General features: G+C 61.9%; 20 protein-coding genes and 2 pseudogenes. 7 read left to right on the top strand and 15 right to left on the bottom strand.

Going from position 1 to position 21,512, the window contains the following annotated elements; genetic code table 11:
* Positions 1–7: 7 nt before the first annotated feature.
* Genes ABD059_RS01045 through acsA form a run of 4 tightly spaced genes read right to left on the bottom strand, consistent with a single transcriptional unit; the run spans position 8 to position 5,487 of the window.
* Positions 8–1,684, bottom strand: coding sequence for a 2-oxo acid dehydrogenase subunit E2 (locus ABD059_RS01045; RefSeq protein WP_343877206.1), 1,677 nt, complete (start codon positions 1,682–1,684; stop codon positions 8–10).
* Positions 1,677–2,660 carry an alpha-ketoacid dehydrogenase subunit beta gene (locus tag ABD059_RS01040; RefSeq protein WP_343877204.1) on the bottom strand — a complete coding sequence of 328 codons (984 nt, stop codon included), beginning with the start codon at positions 2,658–2,660 and terminating at the stop codon, positions 1,677–1,679. The genes ABD059_RS01045 and ABD059_RS01040 overlap by 8 nt, the downstream gene beginning before the upstream one ends.
* Complete coding sequence (gene pdhA / locus ABD059_RS01035; protein WP_343877202.1) at positions 2,657–3,676, bottom strand: pyruvate dehydrogenase (acetyl-transferring) E1 component subunit alpha; 1,020 nt, start codon at positions 3,674–3,676, stop codon at positions 2,657–2,659. The genes ABD059_RS01040 and pdhA overlap by 4 nt, the downstream gene beginning before the upstream one ends.
* Positions 3,673–5,487: an acetate--CoA ligase gene (acsA, locus tag ABD059_RS01030; RefSeq protein ID WP_343877200.1), complete on the bottom strand. Its 1,815-nt coding sequence runs from the start codon at positions 5,485–5,487 to the stop codon at positions 3,673–3,675. The genes pdhA and acsA overlap by 4 nt, the downstream gene beginning before the upstream one ends.
* 372 nt (positions 5,488–5,859) lie before the next feature.
* On the opposite strand from acsA, the gene ABD059_RS01025 reads away from it, so the two are divergent.
* Positions 5,860–6,900: a zinc-dependent alcohol dehydrogenase family protein gene (locus tag ABD059_RS01025; RefSeq protein ID WP_343877199.1), complete on the top strand. Its 1,041-nt coding sequence runs from the start codon at positions 5,860–5,862 to the stop codon at positions 6,898–6,900.
* A 151-nt stretch (positions 6,901–7,051) separates the two neighbouring features.
* Positions 7,052–8,179: a hypothetical protein gene (locus ABD059_RS01020; RefSeq protein ID WP_343877197.1), complete on the top strand. Its 1,128-nt coding sequence runs from the start codon at positions 7,052–7,054 to the stop codon at positions 8,177–8,179.
* A gap of 405 nt (positions 8,180–8,584) precedes the next feature.
* Here the strand turns inward: ABD059_RS01020 and ABD059_RS01015 are convergent, their stop codons facing one another.
* The 3 genes and pseudogenes from ABD059_RS01015 to ABD059_RS01005 form a co-directional block, all read right to left on the bottom strand.
* Positions 8,585–9,145 carry a TipAS antibiotic-recognition domain-containing protein gene (locus ABD059_RS01015; protein WP_343877279.1) on the bottom strand — a complete coding sequence of 187 codons (561 nt, stop codon included), beginning with the start codon at positions 9,143–9,145 and terminating at the stop codon, positions 8,585–8,587.
* A 24-nt stretch (positions 9,146–9,169) separates the two neighbouring features.
* Positions 9,170–9,373 (bottom strand): annotated as a pseudogene (locus tag ABD059_RS01010) (MerR family transcriptional regulator); the annotation flags it as partial.
* Between the two features lie 27 nt (positions 9,374–9,400).
* Positions 9,401–9,751: a hypothetical protein gene (locus tag ABD059_RS01005; protein WP_343877196.1), complete on the bottom strand. Its 351-nt coding sequence runs from the start codon at positions 9,749–9,751 to the stop codon at positions 9,401–9,403.
* Between the two features lie 128 nt (positions 9,752–9,879).
* On the opposite strand from ABD059_RS01005, the gene ABD059_RS17685 reads away from it, so the two are divergent.
* From ABD059_RS17685 to ABD059_RS00995, 3 genes are all read left to right on the top strand, one after another.
* Positions 9,880–10,458 carry a GNAT family N-acetyltransferase gene (locus tag ABD059_RS17685; protein ID WP_377959503.1) on the top strand — a complete coding sequence of 193 codons (579 nt, stop codon included), beginning with the start codon at positions 9,880–9,882 and terminating at the stop codon, positions 10,456–10,458.
* A gap of 254 nt (positions 10,459–10,712) precedes the next feature.
* Entirely contained in the window at positions 10,713–11,129 is a 417-nt protein-coding gene (locus ABD059_RS01000; protein WP_343877195.1) for a hypothetical protein, read from the top strand.
* Positions 11,130–11,390: 261 nt separating this feature from the next.
* Positions 11,391–11,930 (top strand): AAA family ATPase, encoded by a 540-nt coding sequence (locus tag ABD059_RS00995; RefSeq protein WP_343877194.1) that lies wholly within the window; start codon positions 11,391–11,393, stop codon positions 11,928–11,930.
* A 34-nt stretch (positions 11,931–11,964) separates the two neighbouring features.
* Here ABD059_RS00995 and ABD059_RS00990 read toward each other — a convergent pair whose 3' ends face one another.
* Positions 11,965–12,489 (bottom strand): GNAT family N-acetyltransferase, encoded by a 525-nt coding sequence (locus tag ABD059_RS00990; protein WP_343877192.1) that lies wholly within the window; start codon positions 12,487–12,489, stop codon positions 11,965–11,967.
* A 164-nt stretch (positions 12,490–12,653) separates the two neighbouring features.
* Here ABD059_RS00990 and ABD059_RS00985 point away from each other — a divergent pair, with 164 nt between their 5' ends.
* On the top strand, positions 12,654–13,076 hold the full coding sequence (locus tag ABD059_RS00985; protein ID WP_343877190.1) for a GNAT family N-acetyltransferase: 423 nt from the start codon (positions 12,654–12,656) through the stop codon (positions 13,074–13,076).
* Here ABD059_RS00985 and ABD059_RS00980 read toward each other — a convergent pair.
* The 6 genes from ABD059_RS00980 to ABD059_RS00955 all read right to left on the bottom strand — a co-directional run bounded on the left by ABD059_RS00980 (position 13,073) and on the right by ABD059_RS00955 (position 20,226).
* The gene (locus tag ABD059_RS00980) at positions 13,073–13,624 is read right to left on the bottom strand and encodes a hypothetical protein (protein ID WP_343877189.1); all 552 of its coding nucleotides are present in this window, start codon (positions 13,622–13,624) and stop codon (positions 13,073–13,075) included. The two genes, ABD059_RS00985 and ABD059_RS00980, sit on opposite strands and share 4 nt — an antisense overlap.
* Positions 13,625–13,785: 161 nt before the next feature.
* Positions 13,786–15,609: an ABC transporter ATP-binding protein gene (locus ABD059_RS00975; protein ID WP_343877187.1), complete on the bottom strand. Its 1,824-nt coding sequence runs from the start codon at positions 15,607–15,609 to the stop codon at positions 13,786–13,788.
* Positions 15,606–17,387: an ABC transporter ATP-binding protein/permease gene (locus tag ABD059_RS00970; RefSeq protein ID WP_343877186.1), complete on the bottom strand. Its 1,782-nt coding sequence runs from the start codon at positions 17,385–17,387 to the stop codon at positions 15,606–15,608. The genes ABD059_RS00975 and ABD059_RS00970 overlap by 4 nt, the downstream gene beginning before the upstream one ends.
* Before the next feature lie 27 nt (positions 17,388–17,414).
* The gene (locus tag ABD059_RS00965; RefSeq protein WP_343877184.1) at positions 17,415–18,452 is read right to left on the bottom strand and encodes an ABC transporter substrate-binding protein; all 1,038 of its coding nucleotides are present in this window, start codon (positions 18,450–18,452) and stop codon (positions 17,415–17,417) included.
* Positions 18,449–19,273 carry an ABC transporter ATP-binding protein gene (locus ABD059_RS00960; RefSeq protein WP_343877183.1) on the bottom strand — a complete coding sequence of 275 codons (825 nt, stop codon included), beginning with the start codon at positions 19,271–19,273 and terminating at the stop codon, positions 18,449–18,451. The genes ABD059_RS00965 and ABD059_RS00960 overlap by 4 nt, the downstream gene beginning before the upstream one ends.
* Complete coding sequence (locus tag ABD059_RS00955; RefSeq protein ID WP_377959506.1) at positions 19,270–20,226, bottom strand: FecCD family ABC transporter permease; 957 nt, start codon at positions 20,224–20,226, stop codon at positions 19,270–19,272. The genes ABD059_RS00960 and ABD059_RS00955 overlap by 4 nt, the downstream gene beginning before the upstream one ends.
* A gap of 34 nt (positions 20,227–20,260) precedes the next feature.
* Between ABD059_RS00955 and ABD059_RS00950 the strand changes: the two genes are divergently transcribed.
* Complete coding sequence (locus ABD059_RS00950; protein ID WP_343877180.1) at positions 20,261–20,392, top strand: hypothetical protein; 132 nt, start codon at positions 20,261–20,263, stop codon at positions 20,390–20,392.
* Positions 20,393–20,959: 567 nt separating this feature from the next.
* Here ABD059_RS00950 and ABD059_RS00945 read toward each other — a convergent pair.
* A pseudogene (locus ABD059_RS00945) lies at positions 20,960–21,430 on the bottom strand (IS3 family transposase); the annotation flags it as partial.
* Positions 21,431–21,512 lie beyond the last annotated feature (82 nt).

The raw sequence follows: 21,512 nt of genomic DNA, 5'->3' as shown, positions 1-21,512 counted from the left end.
ACCGCGTTCAGCCATGACCGGCGAGGTAGCCAATGAGGCCGTCAACCGTTGCGACCGCCGGATAGTCGCGTTCCGGGATGTCCACTCCGGTGGCCTTTGCGATGGTCTCGACGAGGTGAAGGAAGTCCAGCGAGTCGAGTTCCAGGTCCTGGCGCAGCCGGGCAGAACCGTCGAGGTCGTCAGGTTCAACATCGGGGGCCACCTGGCCGATTGCTGCCTGCACTGCGTGCCTGGCGTCCTGTTCCTTCATAGCTCCTCCGGGTCTCTGCAATAATTCGTCGATGCGGGAAAGGAAACGGCCGCCGCGCAGCCCGTCGCTGACGCGATGGTCTGCCGAGAGCGTTGCGGTGACAGCGTGGCGGATGCCGAGCATTCCGTTATGCGCCCACGGCTGCTCAAGGACTTTGCCGAAGCCCACCATGGCCACTTGGGGTGGATAGATCACGCCGTAGACGCTGTCCACGCCGAGGTCGCCCAGATTGGTCACGGTGATGGTGGGAGCGGCCATCTCGGCACGCTGCAGCCGGCCCGCTCTGGCCCGGCTGACAAGGTCGCGCAACTGGTCCATCAGTTCAACGAGGGTCAGCGTTTGGGCATCGTGCAGTGCGGGAGCCACCAGGCCTCCGTGGCGCAGCGCCACCGCAACACCAAGCTGGACACTGGTGCTCGGGTGAAACGTGCCACGGGTAAAGAAGCCGTTAATCTCTGGTGTCTCCATTGCGGCCAATGCCGTCGCCTTCAATAGCATCGCTGAGGGAACGAGGCGGGAGGAGACCGGCCGCTGTTGGTTCTGCGATTGCATCCATGCCATCGCCGTTGCCAAGTCGAGAGTGTTGGCCAAATAGTAGTGCGGTATTTCCTTCTTCGAACGGGACATGAGGGTGCCGATGGCCCGTCTTAGGGTAGTCGCCTTGTCCCCGCCGGCCCCCTTTCGGCTGCGCGGTGCAGCGTCGGCTGCAGGCTTCTCCCCCCGTCGAGGCTCGGACGACGCCGTCGCCTCCACGCGTTTCCTGGTGGCCGCGCCAGTGGAATGCCGGACATCGGACTCGGTGATCGCGCCGTCGGGCCCGGTCCCGGCGACCTCGTGAAGGTCAACCCCCATTTGGGTCGCCAGCCGCCTGGCACGCGGGGAGGACCGCACCCTGCGCCGCGACGGCGGCGCGCTCTGCGCTTGGTTAACTGCCGGCGCCTCCCGGACCGCAGCTTCGCCGGCGGCATGTACGACGTCGGCGCGGGTCACCTCGCCCTTCAGGCCGCTTCCATGGACCGAGCCGAGGTCGACCCCGAGGGAGTGGGCCAGATGCCGAACCGGCGGCGACGGACTTTTGCCGTGTTTGACCGGCGGACGCGAAGGGACTGCGGCTTGCCCAACAGTTGGAGCCAGTCCAGGGGCGTCAGCCGACCCCACGGTGGGTGTTTGTTCTAACGGGGCCCGGCCCCGGTCGGCGGGTGTCGGAGTGATTCGGGCGATGGGTGTTCCTACGTTCACGGTGTCGCCGATGTCCACGAGGAACTCGGCAACTACCCCTTCCTCGAATGACTCGATGTCCATGACGGTTTTGTCGGTGTCCACAGCGGCCACGATGTCGCCTTTGTGGACATAGTCACCGGGCTTGACCAGCCACTCCACCACCTTGCCGTGCTCCATGTCGGCGCCCAGGGACGGCATGCGAAACTCAGTCACGGTTGTTTCCCACGACCTTCCGCGCGGCGGCCACGACCTGCTCAACCGATGGCAGGGCAGCCAACTCCATATGCTTGGCATAAGGCACGGGCACTTCTGCGCTGCAGACCCGTTCCACCGGGGCATCGAGGTCGAAGAAGGCATGCTCGCCGATCCTGGCGGCGATCTCGGCCGAGAGGCTGCCGCTCCGCCAACCTTCATCCACGACCACTGCCCGGTGGGTCTTGCCGACGCTGTCAAAGATGGTCCCGTCGTCGGGCGGCCGGAGTGTGCGCAGGTCAATGACCTCAGCGTCAATGCCGTCCCCGGCCAGGTGGTCCGCTGCCTCCAGCACGAGGGGAAGGGTGCCGCCGTAGGTGATGAGCGTGGCGTCGCTTCCGCGCCGCCGGATGACAGCTCTGTCGATGTCCACGGCCCCGGCATCGTCATCCAGCTCGCCTGCAACGTTGTACAACGAGCCGTGCTCGAAGATCAGCACCGGGTCCGCATCCTGGAGCGCTGTCCAGAGCATCCCGCGGGCGTCCGCAAGGGTGGCGGGGGCGAGGATGCGCAGGCCCGGAATGTGCGCATACCACCCTTCCAGGCTGTGGGAGTGCTGGGCTCCAAGCTGGCGGCCCGCCCCTGTGGTCATCCGGATCACTATCGGCACCTTGAACTGGCCGCCGGACATGTGCAGCAGGGTCGCTGCGTTGTTGATGATCTGATCCAGGGCGAGCAGGCTGAAGTTGACTGTCATGATTTCGACGACGGGACGCATTCCGCCCAGGGCCGCTCCGATTCCTGCGCCGACAAACCCGGATTCGGACAGTGGAGTATCGCGGATGCGTTCCGGGCCGAATTCGTCAAGCAGGTCCAGGCTGACGGCGAAGCTGCCGCCATAGCGGCCCACGTCCTCACCCATCAGGAACACCCGCTCGTCGCGCTGCATTGCGTCCCGGAGCCCTGCCCGGACCGCTTCCCGGTAGGTGGTTTTCATGCTGCCGGCCCGCCTTCCGCTGCTCCGTCGTTTCGCTCGCTGTAAACAAAGCGGGTGAGGTCCTCCACCGGTTCGAGCGTGCCTGCCTCAGCGAATTCGACGCCGGCAGCCACCTCGGCGTCGACGTCGGCCTGCAGCGTGGCCCACTGCTCGTCCGACAGCTCACCTGCCGCCTCCAATGCGGCTTTGATCAGGGCAATGGGATCCCGTTCCATCCACCGGGCCACCTCCGACTTCTCCCTGTACAGCTCAGGATCGAACATCGAGTGGGCGCGGAAGCGGTAGGTGCGCAACTCCAGGAAATACGGGCCGCCGCCGGAGCGCACAGCATCAACGGCCCGCCGGGCAGCTTCCTCGACCGCGAGCACATCCATCCCGTCAACGGTCCAGGCGGGAATCTCATAACCTGCCGCCTTAAGGGCCATGTCCGCCTGGGACTCCGAACGGAACAGTGCCGTGCCCATCGCGTACAGGTTGTTCTCGCAGCAGAAGAGCACCGGAAGCTCCCACAGCGCTGCAAGGTTCAGGCTTTCATGGAACTCGCCTTCTGCTACCGCCCCTTCCCCAAAGAAGCAGGCGGTCACCCGACGTCGGCCGGCCATTTTGTCGGCCAGGGCGAGGCCGACGGCGAGCGGCAACCCGCCAGCCACAATCGCGTTTCCCCCGTAGAAGCGGGTGGCGGCGTCGAAGAGGTGCATGGAGCCGCCGCGTCCGCGGCAGCATCCTTCAAGACGCCCATACATCTCGGCCAGGATGGAGCCGGCGGACAACCCCCGCAGGAGCGCATGGCCGTGCTCACGGTAGGTGGCCACAACTGCGTCCTCCGGCGTCAGCGTTTCCAGCACCCCGGCGGCCACGGCTTCTTCACCAATGTAGACGTGCAAAAAGCCGCGGATCTTGGCGGCGCTGTAGAGTTCGATGCACTTTTCCTCCAGCCTGCGCACACGGAGCATCTGCCGCATCAGGTGCCTGGCATGGTCAGCATCAGGGAAGGCCTGTTCCCGCAGCGCGTTCATGGCCGCGGCCCCGCCTGTTCCAGTGTTGACAGGTCACCCTCGGGCAGGCCCAGCTCGCGCGCCTTGAGCAGCCGGCGGAGAATCTTGCCGCTACGGGTCTTGGGTAGGTCGGTGGTGAAATCGAGGAGCCTGGGGGCGACCGCGGCGCCCAGGCGTTTACGGGCGAATCCGATGATGGCCAGTCGGAGTTCCTCCGAGGGTTCCTGGCCGCGCTGCAGTTCGACAAAGGCCTTGACCACTTCTCCGGCCACCGGGTCTGGGACACCGATGACCCCGGCCTCCGCTACTGCCGGATGCTCCATGAGGCAGCTTTCCACTTCGAAGGGCCCGATCAGGTGACCTGATGACTTGATGACATCGTCCCCGCGGCCCACGAACCAGAAGTACCCGTCGCCGTCGCGCCGTGCCAGGTCTCCGGTGAGATACCAGCCGCCAGCGAAACAGCGGCGGTACCTCTCATCCTCGTTGAGGTAGCCGCGGAACATGGAGGGCCATCCGGGCCGGAGGGCCAGCTCCCCCACGGTGTCCGGTTCGGTGACGAGCTTGGCTTCTCCGTCCTGGATGATGGGCTTGCCCTGGGCGTCCCGCGCTACCAGCGCGGCGTCGATGCCGGGTAGCGCCCGGCCCATGGAGCCGGGCCGGATGGGCATGGAAGGGTAGTTGGATATCATGATGCCCCCGGTCTCGGTCTGCCACCAGTTGTCATGAATTGGTAGCCCGAGGACTTCCTGCCCCCACACCACGGCTTCGGGATGCAACGGCTCGCCAACACTCGCGACGAATCGCAGGGCGGAAAGGTCGTGACCAGCAGCCCTCTCCGCCCCTGCCTTCATCAGCATGCGCAGCGCCGTCGGAGCCGTGTACCAGACCGTGATGTGCTGTTCGGCGAGGATCCTGTACCACCGGTCAATGTCGAGTTCTTCCTCGTCCACCACCACGGTGACCCCATGGACCAGGGGCGCGATGATGCCGTAGGAGGTCCCAGTGACCCAGCCGGGATCGGCTGTGCACCAGTAGATGTCATCAGGATGGAGGTCCAGGGCGTAACGGCCGGTGGCATAGTGGGCCACCACTGCCTCATGAACGTGGATCGCACCTTTGGGGGTGCCGGTGGTTCCGCTGGTGAAGTGCAGCAGGGCCATGTCCTCGGGCTGCGTGACCGCAATGTCCTGGTCCGGCGAAGCTTGTGCCAGGAGCGCGGTGAGGTCCAGGGTGTCCGGTTCAGGGTGACCGTCAGCATCGGCCAGGAGAACGAAGCGCAGCTCGGGAAGGCTTCCCCTGATGGGTGCGACCTTCTTCCGGTACAAGGCCCTGCTGGTCACCAGCACACGCCCCGCCCCGAGACGCAGTCTCTGCTGCACCGGTTCGGGACCAAAGGCCGGAAAGAGCGGGCAGAAGACGCTGGCATTCTTGAAAGTGCCCAGGACTGCCACGTAAAGGTCCGGGCTGCGCCCCAGCAGGGAGAAAACCCGTTCGTCCCGCCCGACGCCGAGTTGCCGCAGGACCGCTGCAAATCGGTTGGTCTGACTGGCCAACTGCGCATAGCTTAGTGAGTGGGTGCCGCCATCTGACCGGATGAAACGCAGCGCTTCCCGGCCGGACCGGTCCCCCGCAGCGTGCCGGTCCACTGCCTCGTAGGCGATGTTCAGTCCGCGGCCACCGGGGAGCCCGGACAGCTCCCGCCGGGCCTGGTCCCAGGTGAAGGACTTCCGAACTTCCTCGTACTCGCCGAGGTTGGGGGGCACACGGAAGGATGCCGGGTCCTTCGCGATGATGGGCCACTGGGTGGGACGTGCGGTTGTTGCTTTCATGGTTCCATCACTCCTATCCGCTAGAAGCCCGTGGGCTCGGTGTCGAGCCGCTGAGCCTGGGTGAAGGACGAGGACCCCAGCCGCCCCATGAGCACCTATCCACGCGATTCCCTCTCTCTCCGGTGCGGAAGCGTCACCCCCATCGGTCCCGCTTGTACTTTCAGCCCGCGGCTCAAGTCAACGCTCCCCAAAACCCGCCCGCTAGGGTAGAAAGGCCTGCCCTCCGATGTCACAAACCGGCGGGCTTTGTTGCGCGATTTGGGTCTCGGGCATTTTCGTCGACGCCTGCCCGGCTGCTACCGGGTTGCTGGGGAAGGTGGGACCTTCGGCTCTTCGGGTGCGTTTCCTACCCTGACATTGTTAAGTCCGATGATGAAGGAGGTCACAGTGCTCGCGTGGTGGGTGGACCAGCCCGGTCCCATGAATACCCGGCCCCTGGTTAAGGGGGTCCGTGATACCCCTAGCCCGGGTCCCAACGAACTCCTGGTGGATGTGACAGTCTGCGGCGTGTGCCGTACTGATCTCCATCTGGCCGAGGGTGACCTGCAGCCGCGTCGTCCGGCCGTCATCCCCGGGCACGAGGCAGTGGGCACAGTGGTGGCGAGCGGCCCCGGCAGTTCCAGGTTCACACCGGGCGACAGGGTTGGCGTTGCCTGGCTGGGCGGCGTCTGTGGTTCGTGCCCCTACTGCCGCCGGGGCGACGAGAATCTGTGCGCGGCACCCGTCCTCACTGGATGGGACAAGGACGGCGGGTACGCCGAGCAACTCACGGTCTCCCAGGACTTTGCCTATCTCATTCCGGAGGTTTTCACGGATGAACAAGCCGCACCGCTGCTATGTTCGGGCATTATTGGTTACCGTTCGCTGAAACGGGCGAGTGTGCCGCCTGGTGGACGCCTGGGCATCTATGGATTCGGCAGTTCAGCGCACCTCACCGCGCAGCTGGCGATGCACCAAGGCGCATCCGTCTACGTCATGACCCGTTCCGAGGAGGCGCGCGCCTTGGCCAGAAAGCTTGGGGCAGCGTATGTCGGCGACGCCGACGACGAACCGCCTGTGCCCCTTGATTCCGCCATTCTCTTTGCTCCGGTGGGCAATTTGGTGCCGGTGGCGCTGGCAGCCCTTGACCGTGGCGGAACGCTGGCGATTGCCGGTATCCATCTCAGCGACATACCGTCCTTGAACTACAACGCCCACCTCTTCTACGAACGTCAAGTACGCAGCGTGACAGCAAACACCCGCGCCGATGGCCAAGAATTCTTTGCCCTCGCAGCCCAGATCCCGTTGATCCCTTCCGTCAGCGTCTACCCGTTTGACGCAGCAAATACCGCCCTGGCTGATCTCGCCGCAGACAGGGTCACCGGTTCCGCTGTCCTGCGCGTGAATCCCTCAGGATCGCCCGGGCAGGGTTGAGGCGCCCGGTCGTGACAGCTCCAACGGCTGCGCTCCCAACGGCGGTATTCTCGGTGCCCATATTCGCTCGGCTGCCATCAGGGGAATGCGACGGGGATTCCCGCTGCCTTCCCCTCTTTATAGCAACACTGCCGTCGATTACGATGCCACAGTGGAAACTTCGCTGAAGAAGTACGATCCCTACCTCCCCCAGACGCCGCCGATGGCCAAGGATGACCCGGTTGTGCGCTGGCTGCTGCAAGGGGATCCAGCGATCCGTTGGCAGGTATTGCGCGACCTCGTTGACACCCCACAGGATGAGGTGGTCTTTGAACGGGCACGGGTGGAACACGAAGGGTGGGGAGCTGGGCTGCTCGCGCTGCGGGCCCCCGACGGACAGTGGGCGGACGGGGCATGCTTCCCGGATACCGCGGCGTTCGCCGAAAGCACCGCGCAGGCCTTGTCTGCCGGCAAAGCACCGCCACCGTTCCCGACTCCCGACGCTGAACCGATCGAGACGCCAGGTGAGCGGTCCGCCAAGGAACCCGAACAGCCATGGACCGCTACCTATCCGGTACTGCTCGACCTATGCCATTTGGGTGTCCCGCCGGACAGCGCGGTGATGCGGGAAACAGCGCATCTGGTCGCCCGCAACTGTCGGTGGGAGTACGACGGATCGCGGTTCTTCGCCGGAGAAGTGGACTGCTGCATCAATGCTGGCACTATCCTCATCGGCACCTATCTGGGCATCGACGTCGACCCGGTGGTGCAGCGGCTTGTGGCAGATCAGCTACCGGACGGTGGATGGAACTGCTGGGCCGAGGCGCGTTCGGCGCCGGGATCGTTCGCCAGCACTCTTGACGTGGTCGACGCTTTGCTGAGGTGGGAGCGACTCACCGGTGGATCCGACGAAGTCCGCCGCGCTCGCCATGAGGGCGAGGAGTATCTACTTCGACGCAGCCTATTCCGATCGTTGCGCACCGGGGAACTGGTGAACTCCCGATGGCTTCAGTTCTCCTACCCTCCGCGCTGGCACTATGACCTGCTTAAGGCGACGAGCTACTTCGCCCTGCGTGGCGGCCCGGCCGATCCGCGGCTGGTTGAGGCGATCGATCAAGTTCGCGCCAGGCGTCAGCCAGATGGACGTTGGCTGCTGGAAAACACTCACCCGGGTGTGGTCCACTTTCGGCTTGAAGGACCCGATGGCACCCCGAGTCGGTGGAACACGCTGAGGGCCCTGCGGGTTCTGCGCTGGTACGACGCAGCAAGTCTCTCCAAGGAAACATTCGTGACACCGTGACCTGTGCGGGCGCTACCCGTCATGGGGACGTTGTCCACCGTGGGCAGCGCCCGGGCGCGTGTGGTTTGGTCGATCGTGGCTCGTTTTCAGCTGCCGAGCATGCGGGTGCTTTGGAATCGTTGCGCTGCCGTGCGCGTGATGAAGACACGTGCGACCAGTGTTCCCAAAAGAACGAGGCCGAGCACCGGGAGGGATTATCTGGGACCCTGCCAGCGTGGTGGTCGGTGAGCAGGTCGTATCGGAAGGGCTGGCTGATGCTTTCGCACGGCAGCTTTACGGAGATGCCGGATACACGCCCATTGGCATGCCTCACCTGGCTGATGATGCGGTTTTCGCGAAGGTCATCTCCGGGCTGAGGGTCGGCGGCATGAACTTCACGCCTGTCAACGATGATCAGCTGACAAGTCACTCCCACACGGCAGTATCAGGGTCCACACCATGGGATCGGGAGTTAGCGTCGATGACCTGCTTAAGCCAATCAGCCAAACCTGGCTCCGCTTGTTCGTAGTGCGCCTGGAGGCCGGGTTCTGTCACGTACCCACCTGCGAGCACGACGTGCATCGAGTGGGTGCAGTGAAAGTACTCGCTCATCGCTTCGCGGTGCTTTTCTGCCAAAGCGTTGGCACTTTCGCTGGCCGGCAAGACCCCGCTGCGTTTCGCTTCAGCCAGGGCGTTCGTGATCTCCTCCATAGATGCTGCGATCTCGTGCCAGTCGGCCTCGGTGCGGGTTGCGGACCGCTCCGTGTATTCGGCCCATTGTGCCGAATCAGCCCATTGCTCCCGTGCCTTCGCCGTCCAAGTCGGGTCCCACTGCTCCCCGAAGACCCGAGCCTGCGCAGCTGCGGGTATGAGGATGCCTTGCTCCTCAGCCGCAAGAAGCCGTTCGACCTCCTGATCCACGCCTTGAAGGTGCCGGATCTTCGCAACCAGCTCTAGCCGTCGGCGCACGAGTTCTTCTCGTCGCACGGCTGAACCTGCTTCAAGGAGTGCAGGGATTCGCTGCAGCGGCACACCAAGGTCCCGAAACAGCAACACCCTTCGCAGGCGTGCGACGTCCGCTGCCGAATAGGTTCGATACCCGCCTCCTGTCCGTCCCGAAGGTGCAGCGACCCCACAGTGGTGCCGGTGATGCGACGTTCGGACGCTCACACCCAGGCGTTCCGCGACCGTTCCGACGCTTTCAGCTCCATTCACGAGCCATCGACCTCAAGGCTAAGCATTTTACTGACGTCGAAGCCTTCCCGTTTCTGGAACCGGAAGTTCGATGATCGTGCCGTAATCCTGCTCCCACCCGTAGTCAACACTTTTCACCCGAAGGACGCGCGGGCTTGCTTCGACGATCTGCACATTGATCGGTTCGTCACGGTCAGCGATGGACAGCACCCAGATGTCCGCTAAATAGCTCAGCCCAATCCTCTCCAGCACCTGTGAAGCATCGTACTCATCTGCGGCATCACCGAGCCCATACCCGAACACAGTGACAGGGACGAAGGACGTTCCTTCCGGGACGAGGTACCCAAGCAGCTCCCCATCGTCTTCGCGGTAGTACGGCACCCACTCTGAAGAAATCATCACCCGATCCTACTAACACCCCCGCCCGGGAGGACACACAAACCAATTTAGGGCTCGAGCGTGCGCGAAGGTCCGGCCTGGACCGTGCCGAGGAGCTAGAACTATTTGAGCAGGTTCCCTCGCTCAGAATGCGGGTGGAACGTCAATCAATCTGCACAATTGTTCCTATGACAAATTCCGTAAAGGTACGAAGTGCAGACCTCGAAGACGTACTCGAAATGGTGAGGATGCGACACGCGGTGTTCCGATCAATGGCCGACGCCGGTGCCGCTAGCCGCCCCGAAGAAATCGAAGACACCTCCTGGTACGTCAATGCGAAGGAAGCAATTGCTCACCAGATCAATCGCGGCACACTAGGCGCGTTCGTTATCGACGCCGAATCATCATCGCTACACCCTGCTAATGCTGCTAGCAGGCCGCTCTCTGCGTGCGCCATAGCAACCCTGGACGAACGCCTACCCGGTCCGGGATTCCCCCAAGGACTCAGTGGATCGATGTCGTCAGTATTTGTTGAACCGACGCACCGTGGTCGCGGATACGCGCGATTAGTGGTGTCTGCCGGGATTTCATGGCTGGAAAGCAGAGGCGCCGAGGTAGTGGATTTGCACGCCACCCCTCAAGCGACGCAGCTTTACCGGGCCTTAGGATTTACAGAGCCCCGCTCGTTGTCACTTCGCCGGGTCTTTACATCAACGTTGAACACGTAGGTTGCCTGATCGCCGCTTCAGCCAACGATGCTGCTGCTCCGCAGGACAATTTCGCGCCATGAGGGTCGGCTCGGCAGCGGATATTCCTTCCGGCCTGGAGTACGTTGGTTTGATGCCAGATGCTATCTTCGATCACCCGCGGGTGGCCCGAGTTTATGACCCTCTTGATCCTGACCGTAGTGATTTGGACACCTACTTCAGCTCTTGATGTAGCGACGGACCCATCCCACCATCGTCAGTACGACCTTGCCACGATGACCGCCAACGTAGCCCAAGTCTTCCTTGAGGACGGCGAGTGGATCGCTACCCTGCGAGCAATCAACACATGCCTGGGCGTTGGGGGGCTGATCGCGTTCGAGAGCCGCGTTCCCTCGGATCAGGCCTGGAACCGCTGGACCAAGGAACTTACCCAACGGGTCGTCGACGTTGATGGCGAAGGGCCGCTAGAGGAATGGGTCCACGTAACGAAGGTCGATGGTGAGTTCGTTACTTTCGATTCCCCGACTATCTTCCTGGCCGATGGTGAACGTATCGAGTCCAGGTCCACCCTGCGCTTCCGCACCCAGGAAGCAATCTGCAGATCATTGTTAGAAGCCGGCTTCACTAATCCCGAGGTACGGGATCTCCCCCATGCGCCCGGCCGCGGCTGGCTGATCCTTGCGCACGCTTGATCGGACGTAGAGTCCATGACTAACACGCTGGTTGGACTCGAACAGGCCCTCCGGCAGGCGTGGGGGCGGACACCACCTGCCTCAAACCCGGAAATCTGGTCCGCTGGAATCCTAAGAAGCCAGAACGCAGGAAATGCGAGCCCACAGCACTCGTGCTGCATCTAACCCGCCGACAATTCGTTTCTCACTAAGCAATAGAGGACCCCCGTGTCGCCGTCAGGCCAGTGGGAGGACCGCCGGGCAGGACGCTAGGGTGCGTATATGGGTGTTGAAGGCGTTGCCATTTTTGTGAACGGGACAGTGGGGGTGGGAAAGACGACCACCGTCGATGCGATGAGCGATCTACTCGCAGGAAAACTGATCCCTCACGCAGTCATCGACCTGGACCGCATTCGTCAGGCGTGGCCCGCTGCTGAAGAGGACCCTTTCAATCACCGCCTTGAACTCCTCAACCTCGAAGCTTTGGTATCGAATTACCGCGCCGCCGGTATGACCACGTTGGTTATTGCAGGCGTGATTGAGAAGAAGACCGCTGTGGCGCAGTACGAGGAAATTCTTGAGCAATGGCAGCTCATTGTCGTTCGCCTGACAGCCACGGAACTAGTACGTAAGAGAAGGATCGAGGCGCGGCATATCGCTGATCCTGTCGGACGAGACTGGCATCTACAAAGAACCATCGAGCTAGAAGCAGTGCTCGATGCCGCTAATCTAAACGAAGTGTTAATCGATACCTCCCACGAATCCCCGTCGGAAGTCGCGCAGCGAGTCTTTGACGCGGCGGAGAAGAATGCTCCGATTTGATGCCGCTGGTATGAAGGATCCCCACCGCGCACGCTCAGGTCGCATCCAATGAGGATCGATACCGTACTTCAGTTAGGAGGGAACTGCCCATCGTATGCTTTTTGGTGGCGCCATCCAGGGTCATGCTCATTCGTTCGTAGAAAGCCCGACCGCGCTGATTCGTCTCGAGAACCCAAACGGTGAGTGCGGTGTGGCCGCTATCGCGTAACTGATTCAGTGCCGCTTCCCACAGCTGATATCCGGCTCCCCCACCAACTTGCTTCTGAACGAGATACAGGGCGGTTACCTCCCCGGTTAGCGCGTCGGCGTCATTGTCCCGGCTGGTGTCTGCGTGGATGAAGCCAACAATGGAATCGCTAGTCACGGCAACAAGGGGGCGAGGAAGCATCTGCTGGTGCAGCATTTGATTCCAGCTTCTGGCTCGCTGGTCAGCATCGAGGCCCTCGAGAACGACGTCCGGGATTAATCCCCGGTAGGCCCACTGCCACGCCTGGACGTGTACCAGCGCGAGGTCCTGTATATCCTGATCTCCAGCAGACCTGATTTCGATTGTCGACATCTGCCTATTCAACAAGGCCGAAGGTGCCCAATAGCAATCTGACTCGGCATAAATCATCACAGGTCACGAATCTCCAGCGCCCCGAAGGTGCCCGCAATCCGGTCCTCGAACGCGACACAGTTTTTGTCGCTGAGACAGTTGATTGACCTGTGTTTCGATAGACCATGACCACAATCGAGGTAGTGAAGGCAACAGATCTCGAGCTCAGTGAGGTTCTTGAACTTTATGGAGCAGTAGATTGGCTGGCGTACACGAAAGATCCGGACGCATTGTTAGCCGCGCTAAGGGGGTCTTCCACTTTGGTTGCGGCCCACGATGGCCAGACCCTGGTTGGACTCGCACGAGTTATTTCCGATGGCGCTTCGATCTGCTATCTCCAAGACATTCTCGTCCTGCCATCCCATCAAAGAAGAGGCCTTGGACGATCTTTGGTTGAACGAGCGCTCGGTGAGTATCCCCACGTTCGTCAGAAAGTCCTGATCACCGATGACGAGCCAAAGCAAAAGGCGTTCTACGAATCTCTGGGCTACACCCAGACGGAAAATTTCCGTGGCGGATCAGTGAAGGCGTTCGTCAGGTTCGACTAACTGCAGTAATGCGAAACCGGATCGTCCTCTTCACTCTCAGGCAAAAGGAACACGAAGCGCTGCTCCGGAGTCCAGACGTACGTATCATCGCAGCAGTAACCCCTCAACCACGCCTGCCCGTCCACGACACGAAGGTAGAACCCCTTGGGATACTTCACGTCCTCACTCACAGGCTCAGATCCAATGTGAATCGCTCCAGCCGGGCTGCGACCTGCCGATAGGACTAAGTCCGGCGCGTTCGCTTGGTCCGTCAGCGCCAAACGGAGGTACGGCCCGACCGTCAAAGGACAGAGTTCAAGCCCCTGCTTCCTTGCAGCCGCGAAAACCTGGGATAGGACTGCACCCTGTTCAAGTCCGAGCTGCTCTACGGTTCGCTCCACAATTCGTAGCGTTTGACCGGGCGGATCATCAAACGTGGAGTGAGCGAGCAGCGTCTCCGCGTATGTGTTGAGCTGAACGCCCGCGTCACGCAGAGTCATCACAAGCTGCGTTCGCGGCCGCCCGTCTACCTGGACTAGCAAACCTTCAATCTTTGCTGCACGGATCATGAAGTCATTCTCCGTCATTAGCGGTAGGACAAGATCACGATCGATTCATACGGTCGGCCTTGCCCGTAGGCGGATGGTGAGTTCAGTCGGTCGTTGCAACGGTAAGGGTTTCTGGTTCGAATAGTAGTTGCTGCATGGCGTAGGCGGGGGTGATTCCGCGCTCATAGCACCTGGTCCTCAACTGGTGGGTGGTGTTGAATGAGAGCACCCAGCTGGGGTGCGACGAGTCCGTAGTAGGCCGGGCAGGAGACAAGGAGTTCTGTGTGAGTTCCGTCGCCGACGATGCGTCCTCCCTCAAGCACGATCACACGTTCGGCGCTTAGAAGAGTGGAGAGCCGATGCGCTATGACGATGGTCGTCTGTTCTGTGCGCGCTGCGGCAAAAGATTCCCGAATTTCCTTTTCGCTGCTCACATCGAGGGCGCTGACTGCTTCGTCCAAAATCAGCACCCGGCTTCCGCCGAGGATTGACCGGGCTAGAGCCAGACGCTGACGTTCCCCACCAGAAAATACCGCACCACTTCCACCGGCTAGGGTGTCCAGCCCGGCGGGGAGACGCCTGACCAGATCCGCGGCACGAGCCGTTTCGAGTGCATCCCAGAGATCCGCCTCCGTTACCGTGCCGTTGTCCTCGACAGCCAGTAGCAGGTTTTCGCGGATGGTGAGAGTGAAGAGGTAAACCTCCTGGGGCACCAGAGAGACCGCCCGCGCCAAGGCGGTCTCAGAGAGCAGGCGAAGGTCTGTTCCGTCAACCTCGACTCGGCCTGTGTCGGGATCCATAAAGCGTGCCATAAGCGCTCCGAGGGTAGATTTTCCCGCACCGGAACGTCCAGCCAGGGCTACCCGTTCGCCCGCTTGAACGCTCAGGCAGGCTCCGAGGACTGCGGGACGAGCGGGAAAGCCAGGGTCTTTGGCGGGCCAAGTGAACGAAACGTTCTCCAAATCCAATCGGGCCGCGCGGGCGGACCCGACGTCAGCAGTTCCGGTCCGGTCCACCGTCGGTAGGGCATAGAGCACCTCCTCGATGCGTACGGCGGCCTGCCCGGTGGTGCCGTAGTGGCGGGTGACGGCGATCCATTGAACGATTGCTGCAGGGCTGGCGCCGCAGAGCACAATGAGCGGAGTGAGCATCTCAGGAGCAAGATCTCCGGCGTTCACTTGGTTCGCTCCAACAGCGGCACCGACCAGGGCTGCAAGTACAGCGATGACGCCCGCTGCGGCGTTTTCAAGTCCGGCCCGGCGAGCGTTAGCCAGCTGCACCCTGGCCAGGCGCTCATCGATCACCGCGACGCGTCGTAGCCGTTCGGCCACCATTGAGTAACCGGTAATTTCCCTGACGGCACCAAGGTTCTCGTTCACCTCGGCCCCTAGTTCAGCGATGCAGCTCCGAATCTGCTCCCCATGTCGCCGGGCAAACCGGCGCATTGACAGAGGAACCGCCACTCCAAGAACCAGTACTGGGAGCAGGCCCAGCGCGGCAGGGAGGTTGACAGTCGCCGCGACCACCCAGAGCAGCGGGGTGCTGATAGCTGCGGAGAGAATGTAGATGGAGGAATGCGCGTAGAAGATTTCCAGCGCCTCGGCATCGGTCATGGTGGTGGTCGCGAGGTCTCCGGTACGCCGGTGCGCGATTCCTGCGGGGGCAAGCCGCACGATGGCAGCGAAGATCCAGGACCGCACCCGGCTCATCATCCGGAAGCTCAGATCGTGGCCAAGCCAGGATTCGAGCCAGGAACAGAGCCCGCGGATTACCACGGCGGCGCCGACTAGGGCCGCAGCGGCCCACAGCTGTGTGGACTCGGTTCCAAGGATGGCTGTTGACACGGCCCAGGCACCAATCGCTGATCCCGCGGCGGCAACTGTCACCGCAGTCACATTCATGATCACCACGAAAATGTACACATGGCGCCAGCCTGCGAACGCCGCAGACAGGCCAGCGAAGCTGACCAAAGGGGTTCCGGTGGGTGGTGGCGGTGCTGAGATCATGACCGGGTCCCCAATCCTGCAATGCTCACGTCGGCGAGTTGGGCGTGAAGCATCTGCGCCCAGTGTCCGCCCTGCCCTGCGAGGTCTCCGGGCGCCCCAAATTCGACCAGTCGTCCGTCGTCAAGCACGGCTACCAGGTCGGCGCTGACGACAGTGGAAAGCCGGTGGGCGATGACCACGGTTGTGCGCCGGCTGTTGCCGCCCAGGTGCAGGGCCTCGGTGATAAGGGCTTCGTTCTCAGCGTCCAAGGCCGAGGTTGCCTCATCCAAGACCAGCAGCGGGGTACGGGAGATCAGCGCCCGGGCCAGAGCCACCCGTTGCCGCTGCCCCCCGGAGAGCAGCGCCCCACCTTCTCCCACCGGGCTGTCCAAGCCGCCCGGGATCCGGTCGGTGAACTCGGTGACACGGGCCCCAGCGACCGCTTCCCTGAAGTCGGCGTCGGTTGCTTCCGGGTTGGCTTGACGAATGTTCTCGGCGATGGTCCCGTCCAGCAGGACAATGTCCTGGGCAACGCGTGCAGCCGCCCGGCGTATCTGGGCCAGAGGCAGCGAACGCAGATTTCGTTCGTTCAGGAGGACTGCCCCGGTGGTGGGATCAACGTCTCGCAGGATCAGCTGGATAAGCGTGGATTTTCCCGCACCGGACCGTCCAACCACGGCCAGCGTCGCGCCGGCCGGAACAGTAAAAGAAACGTCCTGCAACGCCGGCCGGCCGGCTCCGGGGTAAGTGAACCCGACTGCTTTCACTTCCAGCGCAGGCGGTCCGCTCAATGCCAGAGGAAACGCGTCCGGACTGTCGCTGACGGTGGGCTTCGTCTCTAGGACCCGGTTGATGCCCGCGGCGGCTGCAATTCCGTAAAAACCCTCATGCCAGTAGTTCTGCAGTTCCTGCAGCGGGCGAAAACACTCTGCGGAGAGAAAGAGCACCAACAACACATCGGCGGTGTTGAGGCTGCCGTCGGCGGCATGAAATGCCGCCAGAACTGTGGCCCCTGCGGTACCGATGCTCATCGCGGAGGCGGTCACCACTGACACCCCGAGTGAGGCACGAAGGTTGGCGTTGGTGGCCTCGCGCAGTTTTTCTGCATCAGCGGTCAACCGTTTGCCTTGCCTTTTCGCCGCTCCAAGGGCCACCAAAGTGTCGATCCCTTTAAGGGTGTCGGTAATCCGGGCCGAGTAGGCGGAAAAAGCTTCCCAATGTTCCTCAGCACGCTCGCCGAGCATCCGGTTCCAAAGTCTCTGCGCCAACGGCACAGTAGCCACGCCCAGCAGCACAACCAGTGCTACGGAAAAATCGCGGGTGGCCAAAATCCCGACCAGCACGGCCGGAACGATCGCTGTGACCACGAGCTGCGGCAGATAGAACCCGACATAGGCCTGAAGGTGCTCAACGCCGTCGACAACTGTTGCCTGGGTGCCGCCTGCGCCCGGCCGCCCGGGACCTAGGGTGAACAGGTGGTTCATCAGCTGGGAACGGACCCTACTCTTTACCGAGATGGCCGCTAAGGTCCCGAACTGATCCCGCAGCCACAAGAGCCCCGTTCGGGCCAAGGTAAAGACGCCTGCCCAGATCAGCGGGGCCACCATTGCAGCGGTTCCCGATGCGTCAGCGGTCCCTGAGCCGGTCTGGATGGATCCCAGAATAGCTGCGACTGCAGCGGCGAACGAGAACGCGGCACCAACCGCCGCCGCCGAAGCTCCCAGGCCTGCCAGGATTGTTGCCCCAAGATACCACTTCGCGGTCAGGGCAAGCCGGAGGATGGGTTGGCTAACAAACATTAGCTACCGCTCCCAACGCATCCAGGTTCAGTCCCGCCCACCGGTGAAAGCGTCCGGGTAAAGCCCTTCAGCGATCTGGCGGACCGCATCAATATTGCCCAAGGTGCCAGGGAACGTGTCGGAGGCAGAAAGACTGATCAGGCGGTCATTTTTCACGGCGGCCATGTCGGGGAACGTCTCACGCAGGTACTCAATCGTGGCGGTCTCTTGCTCGGGCCCGGTGACGGCGAAGACGACGGCGTCGGGGTTTTCCTCGGCGAGAGCCTCCGGGGAGATGCTGGCAGCGAAGAAATCGGCGAAGGCCGGGTCTTCAGGAGAGAACACGTTGTCTCCGCCTGCTGTCTGGATCATGTCGTATTCGATGCCAGCCCCGATCGCAGACAGGGAGGTGCCTTCCACGAAAACCTGCGCTACGGTCAGCTTCTGAAGTCCGTCGATGGCTTCGGCGACCTCGTCCAGATCCTCCTGGCCCTGTGCCGCGAGTTCAGCAGCGGCACCGGGTACCGCAAAGATTTTACCGAGGTTCTCAATATCGATGAAAATGTCGTCCACGGTTCCAACATTGCGGCGTTCCAAGCAACCCCCGGTCGCGGTGTAGGCACCGACCCCTGCCTGCTCCAACTGTTCGATACTGGCGAATCCCTGCTCGGCCGTGAATTCGTACCCGGTAGGTGAATAGACGAAGTCAGGTTCTGCGCCCAGCAGGATTTCCCTAGTCGGTGGCGCGTCGTCGCTGAGTACCGGAATGTCCTCGGCGTCCGCTGCAATGTCAGCGGGCAGATCCGAAGTATCCGTTTGGGCTTGACCGACCAACAGATCGCCCAGGCCTAGGCGCAGCATCAGGCCGGTTTGGGAAGGACTCATCCCCACTACCGCCGAGGGAGCCTCGGAGAAGTCCAGGGTCCGTCCACAGTTCTCGACGGTAACGGGCTCGTAATCGCCTCCCGTGGTGCCGGGCTTCTCGGGTGTGGTCGCCACGCCGCTCCCGCAGGCACTGACCAGCAGGACGACTCCCAAAGCGGCGGTGCCTCGAAAGATCAGGTTTGGCTGCTTCATATGCTTCATGTGCGTGCTGCTTTCAATAGTGATGATGCGGGTGTTGGACGGACTTGGTGTTTGTGGTGTTGCGGGCTGTAAGCGATCAACAGGCCGCCTGTATCGGGGTGAGTGAGGCGGTGCGCGCGGACGCCGAAGACGTCACCGATCAGTTCAGTTGTCAGGACGTCCTCTGGCGGGCCGAATGCCTGCACGGATCCCGCGTGCATCACCGCAATCTCGTCACAGTGCGCCGCCGCGAGATTCAAGTCGTGGAGTGCCGCCAGAGTGGTCAAGCCCAAGTGAGAGATGATGTGCATTAGCTCCAGCTGAAAAGCAATATCCAGGTGGTTGGTGGGTTCATCAAGGACCAGGACCCTGCTTCGCTGAACCAGTGCCCTAGCCAATAGGACGCGTTGCTTTTCGCCACCCGAAAGACCGGAGAAAGCCCGCCCGGCGAACGCGAGGGCGCCGACGTCGTTCAATGCCTCGGTCGCTAGCTGCAGATCTTCCGAGGTGTCAGAGCCGAAGCCTTTGCGGTGTGGGACCCGGCCTAGCAGGACGACGTCGAGCACGTCCAAGTCGAATTCGGATTCGGCTTCCTGGGCCATGACTGCCACACTCCTCGCCACGGTACGCAATGGCAACGCCCATACGTCCTCGCCGTCGAGCCGGATCGTTCCGCCGGTGGGCTTGGTGACCCGGTACAGGCTGCGCAGCAGGGTGGACTTCCCGCTTCCATTCGGGCCGAGGATACCCACCGTATGACCGGAAGTAACGTCCAGGTTGGCGCTACGGATGATGTGGGCACCACCGAGGTGAACGTTGACCTGCTCGAAGGTAACTCTCATCGGTTCATCCCAGCCTGAAGTGCCCGTTTACGGCGCATCAACCAGAGGAAAAACGGTGCCCCAACCATGGCGGTCAGGATGCCCAAGGGGATTTCTGTCGGAGCAGCGACGGTGCGGGAGAGCAAATCTGCCAGTGACAAAAACAATGCGCCGGCAATTACTGCGGCGGGTAGCATCCTTCGATGATCGCTGCCGACTAGAATCCGGCAGACGTGCGGAATGACCAATCCAACAAACCCGATCCCACCCGCGACTGAGACGATGGTCCCGGTCAGCAGAGCGGTAGCAATCAGCAGTCCCCCGCGCAGCCTCTGCACATCCACCCCGAGCGAAGTCGCCGCTTCGTCCCCAGTCAGCAGCGCGTTCAAGGAACGCCCTTGCGTCAACGCCAGAACCAGCACCAAACCAAGAACGACGGCAGGACTGGCCAGCTGGCCCATCGTCACCGCAGACACACTCCCGAGCAAGAAGAACAGCACACTGAACACATTCTGCGCATCAGTAGTGATCGTTAGATAACTAGTTACCGCACTGAACAGGGAACCCAAGGCAACACCGGAAAGGATCAGCCGAGTCGGCGAAATACTTCCGCGCTGGCGGGCGAACAGGTAGACCGCGACCGTGGCGAATAACGCACCGGCAAAGGCAGAGGCTTGAAGTCCCAACCCACCCACCGCGGCCGATCCCAAAACAATCACAAGGACAGCGCCCACGCCAGCCCCGGCGGAAACGCCCAAAATGTAGGGTTCGGCCAGGGGATTACGGACCACAGCCTGCATCAACGTGCCAGCCAAAGCCAACCCGCCACCAGCAATCGCAGCCATCAGGGACCGCGGCAAACGAAACTGCCACACCGCCTGATCCTGCAGGGTCGATATTGATCCGTCCGTCATCCACGGCATTCCCGAAATGACATGCCCAACGATGATCCGTAGCGAATCAGTCAATGACACCTCAACCGGGCCCACACTCGCCGACACCAAAACAGTGAGCACCACACCAAATCCCAAAAAAACGCGCAGCGCCGCCGACTTCAAGAAGCTTCGTCGACGTACCGCTGCCAAAGGACTGTCGGGCACCATGGGGGACGCAGCTGTGGTCGGCGGGACGCTCATGTAGCCATGCTCCAGAAAATCAACATGGCCTAAACTATAATCATTCTCAATAGATATGGTCAAAGGGCGTTGCGTCCACTACGCACCTCCCCAAAAAGTCTCACCGAAGGGTAGAGAAACGCCACCAATGGGCAGGATCTGATAAAGCGACCCCAAACCGTTGACGAGTCGAATAAGGACACTTCCCAGCCACGGTGAGGTAGATCGATCCGCTGGCATCTGGATCGTTGCCTGATGCGGACTGCGGAACGGGAGGACTCCCCGGCTTCCGCTATCCCGTCTTGCCCACGGCTGCGAGCTGCCGCCAGCACCTTCTTAGTTCTCATTACCGTCTAGTCGTTCTCAAATTCGGCAACCCCCGCAAGCACATGGAAGAAAACCACGCGCCGGGCGTCGTCGTATCAATCTATCTACTGGGTTTGACTCACCGTAAGCCTGCCCTAGGAAAGCCTTGTCTGCATCACCCTCGCCGACAACCACGTAGGCCAACCCTCCGAGTCGACCTGCCGAGGCCAAGCACCGAAATCTGAGCTGCTGCGGTGGTTTCGGACAGCGGATTTGGTGGTTTTCTCTACGCTGCCAGGGCTGGCTGCTGGTCACTGTAGTGGACTTCATTGGGTCGGCGATAATCGAGGGCTGAGTGCCGGCGGCGGCTGTTGTAGAAGCCCTCGATGTAGCGAATAACGTCCCGTTTTGCCTGTAATTTGGTGGCGTAGACGGTCCGGTAGACCCGTTCGTTTTTCAAGGCGCCGAAGAAGCTCTCGGCCAGACTGTTGTCCCAACACACCCCGGTGCGGCCCATCGAAGATCGCATACCCAGATCGGTGACCAATGTCCTGAACATGGTTGAGGTGTAAACGCTGCCGCGATCCGAGTGGAAAATTGCGCCTGCCTCCACCCGGTTGGTCCGGGCAGCGTTTGTCAGGGCGTCCGCGACCAGCTCGGTGCGCATGTGATCGGCGATGGACCAGCCCACAACTTTCTTCGAATAGCAGTCGATCACGGTGGCCAGGTAGATGAAGCCCTGCCACGTGTGAATATAGGGGCTCTTCGCGGTTCGTGGTGATTTCCGCTGCTGAGGAGATGTTCAGGCGGCTGTTCTAGCGGCGCTTCTCAATAGGATA

It is taken from the genome of Arthrobacter flavus, from assembly GCF_039526005.1.
Taxonomy (GTDB): domain Bacteria; phylum Actinomycetota; class Actinomycetes; order Actinomycetales; family Micrococcaceae; genus Arthrobacter_D; species Arthrobacter_D flavus.
Note: the sequence above shows the minus strand (reverse complement) of the source record. Positions and strands in the feature narration are given on the sequence as shown.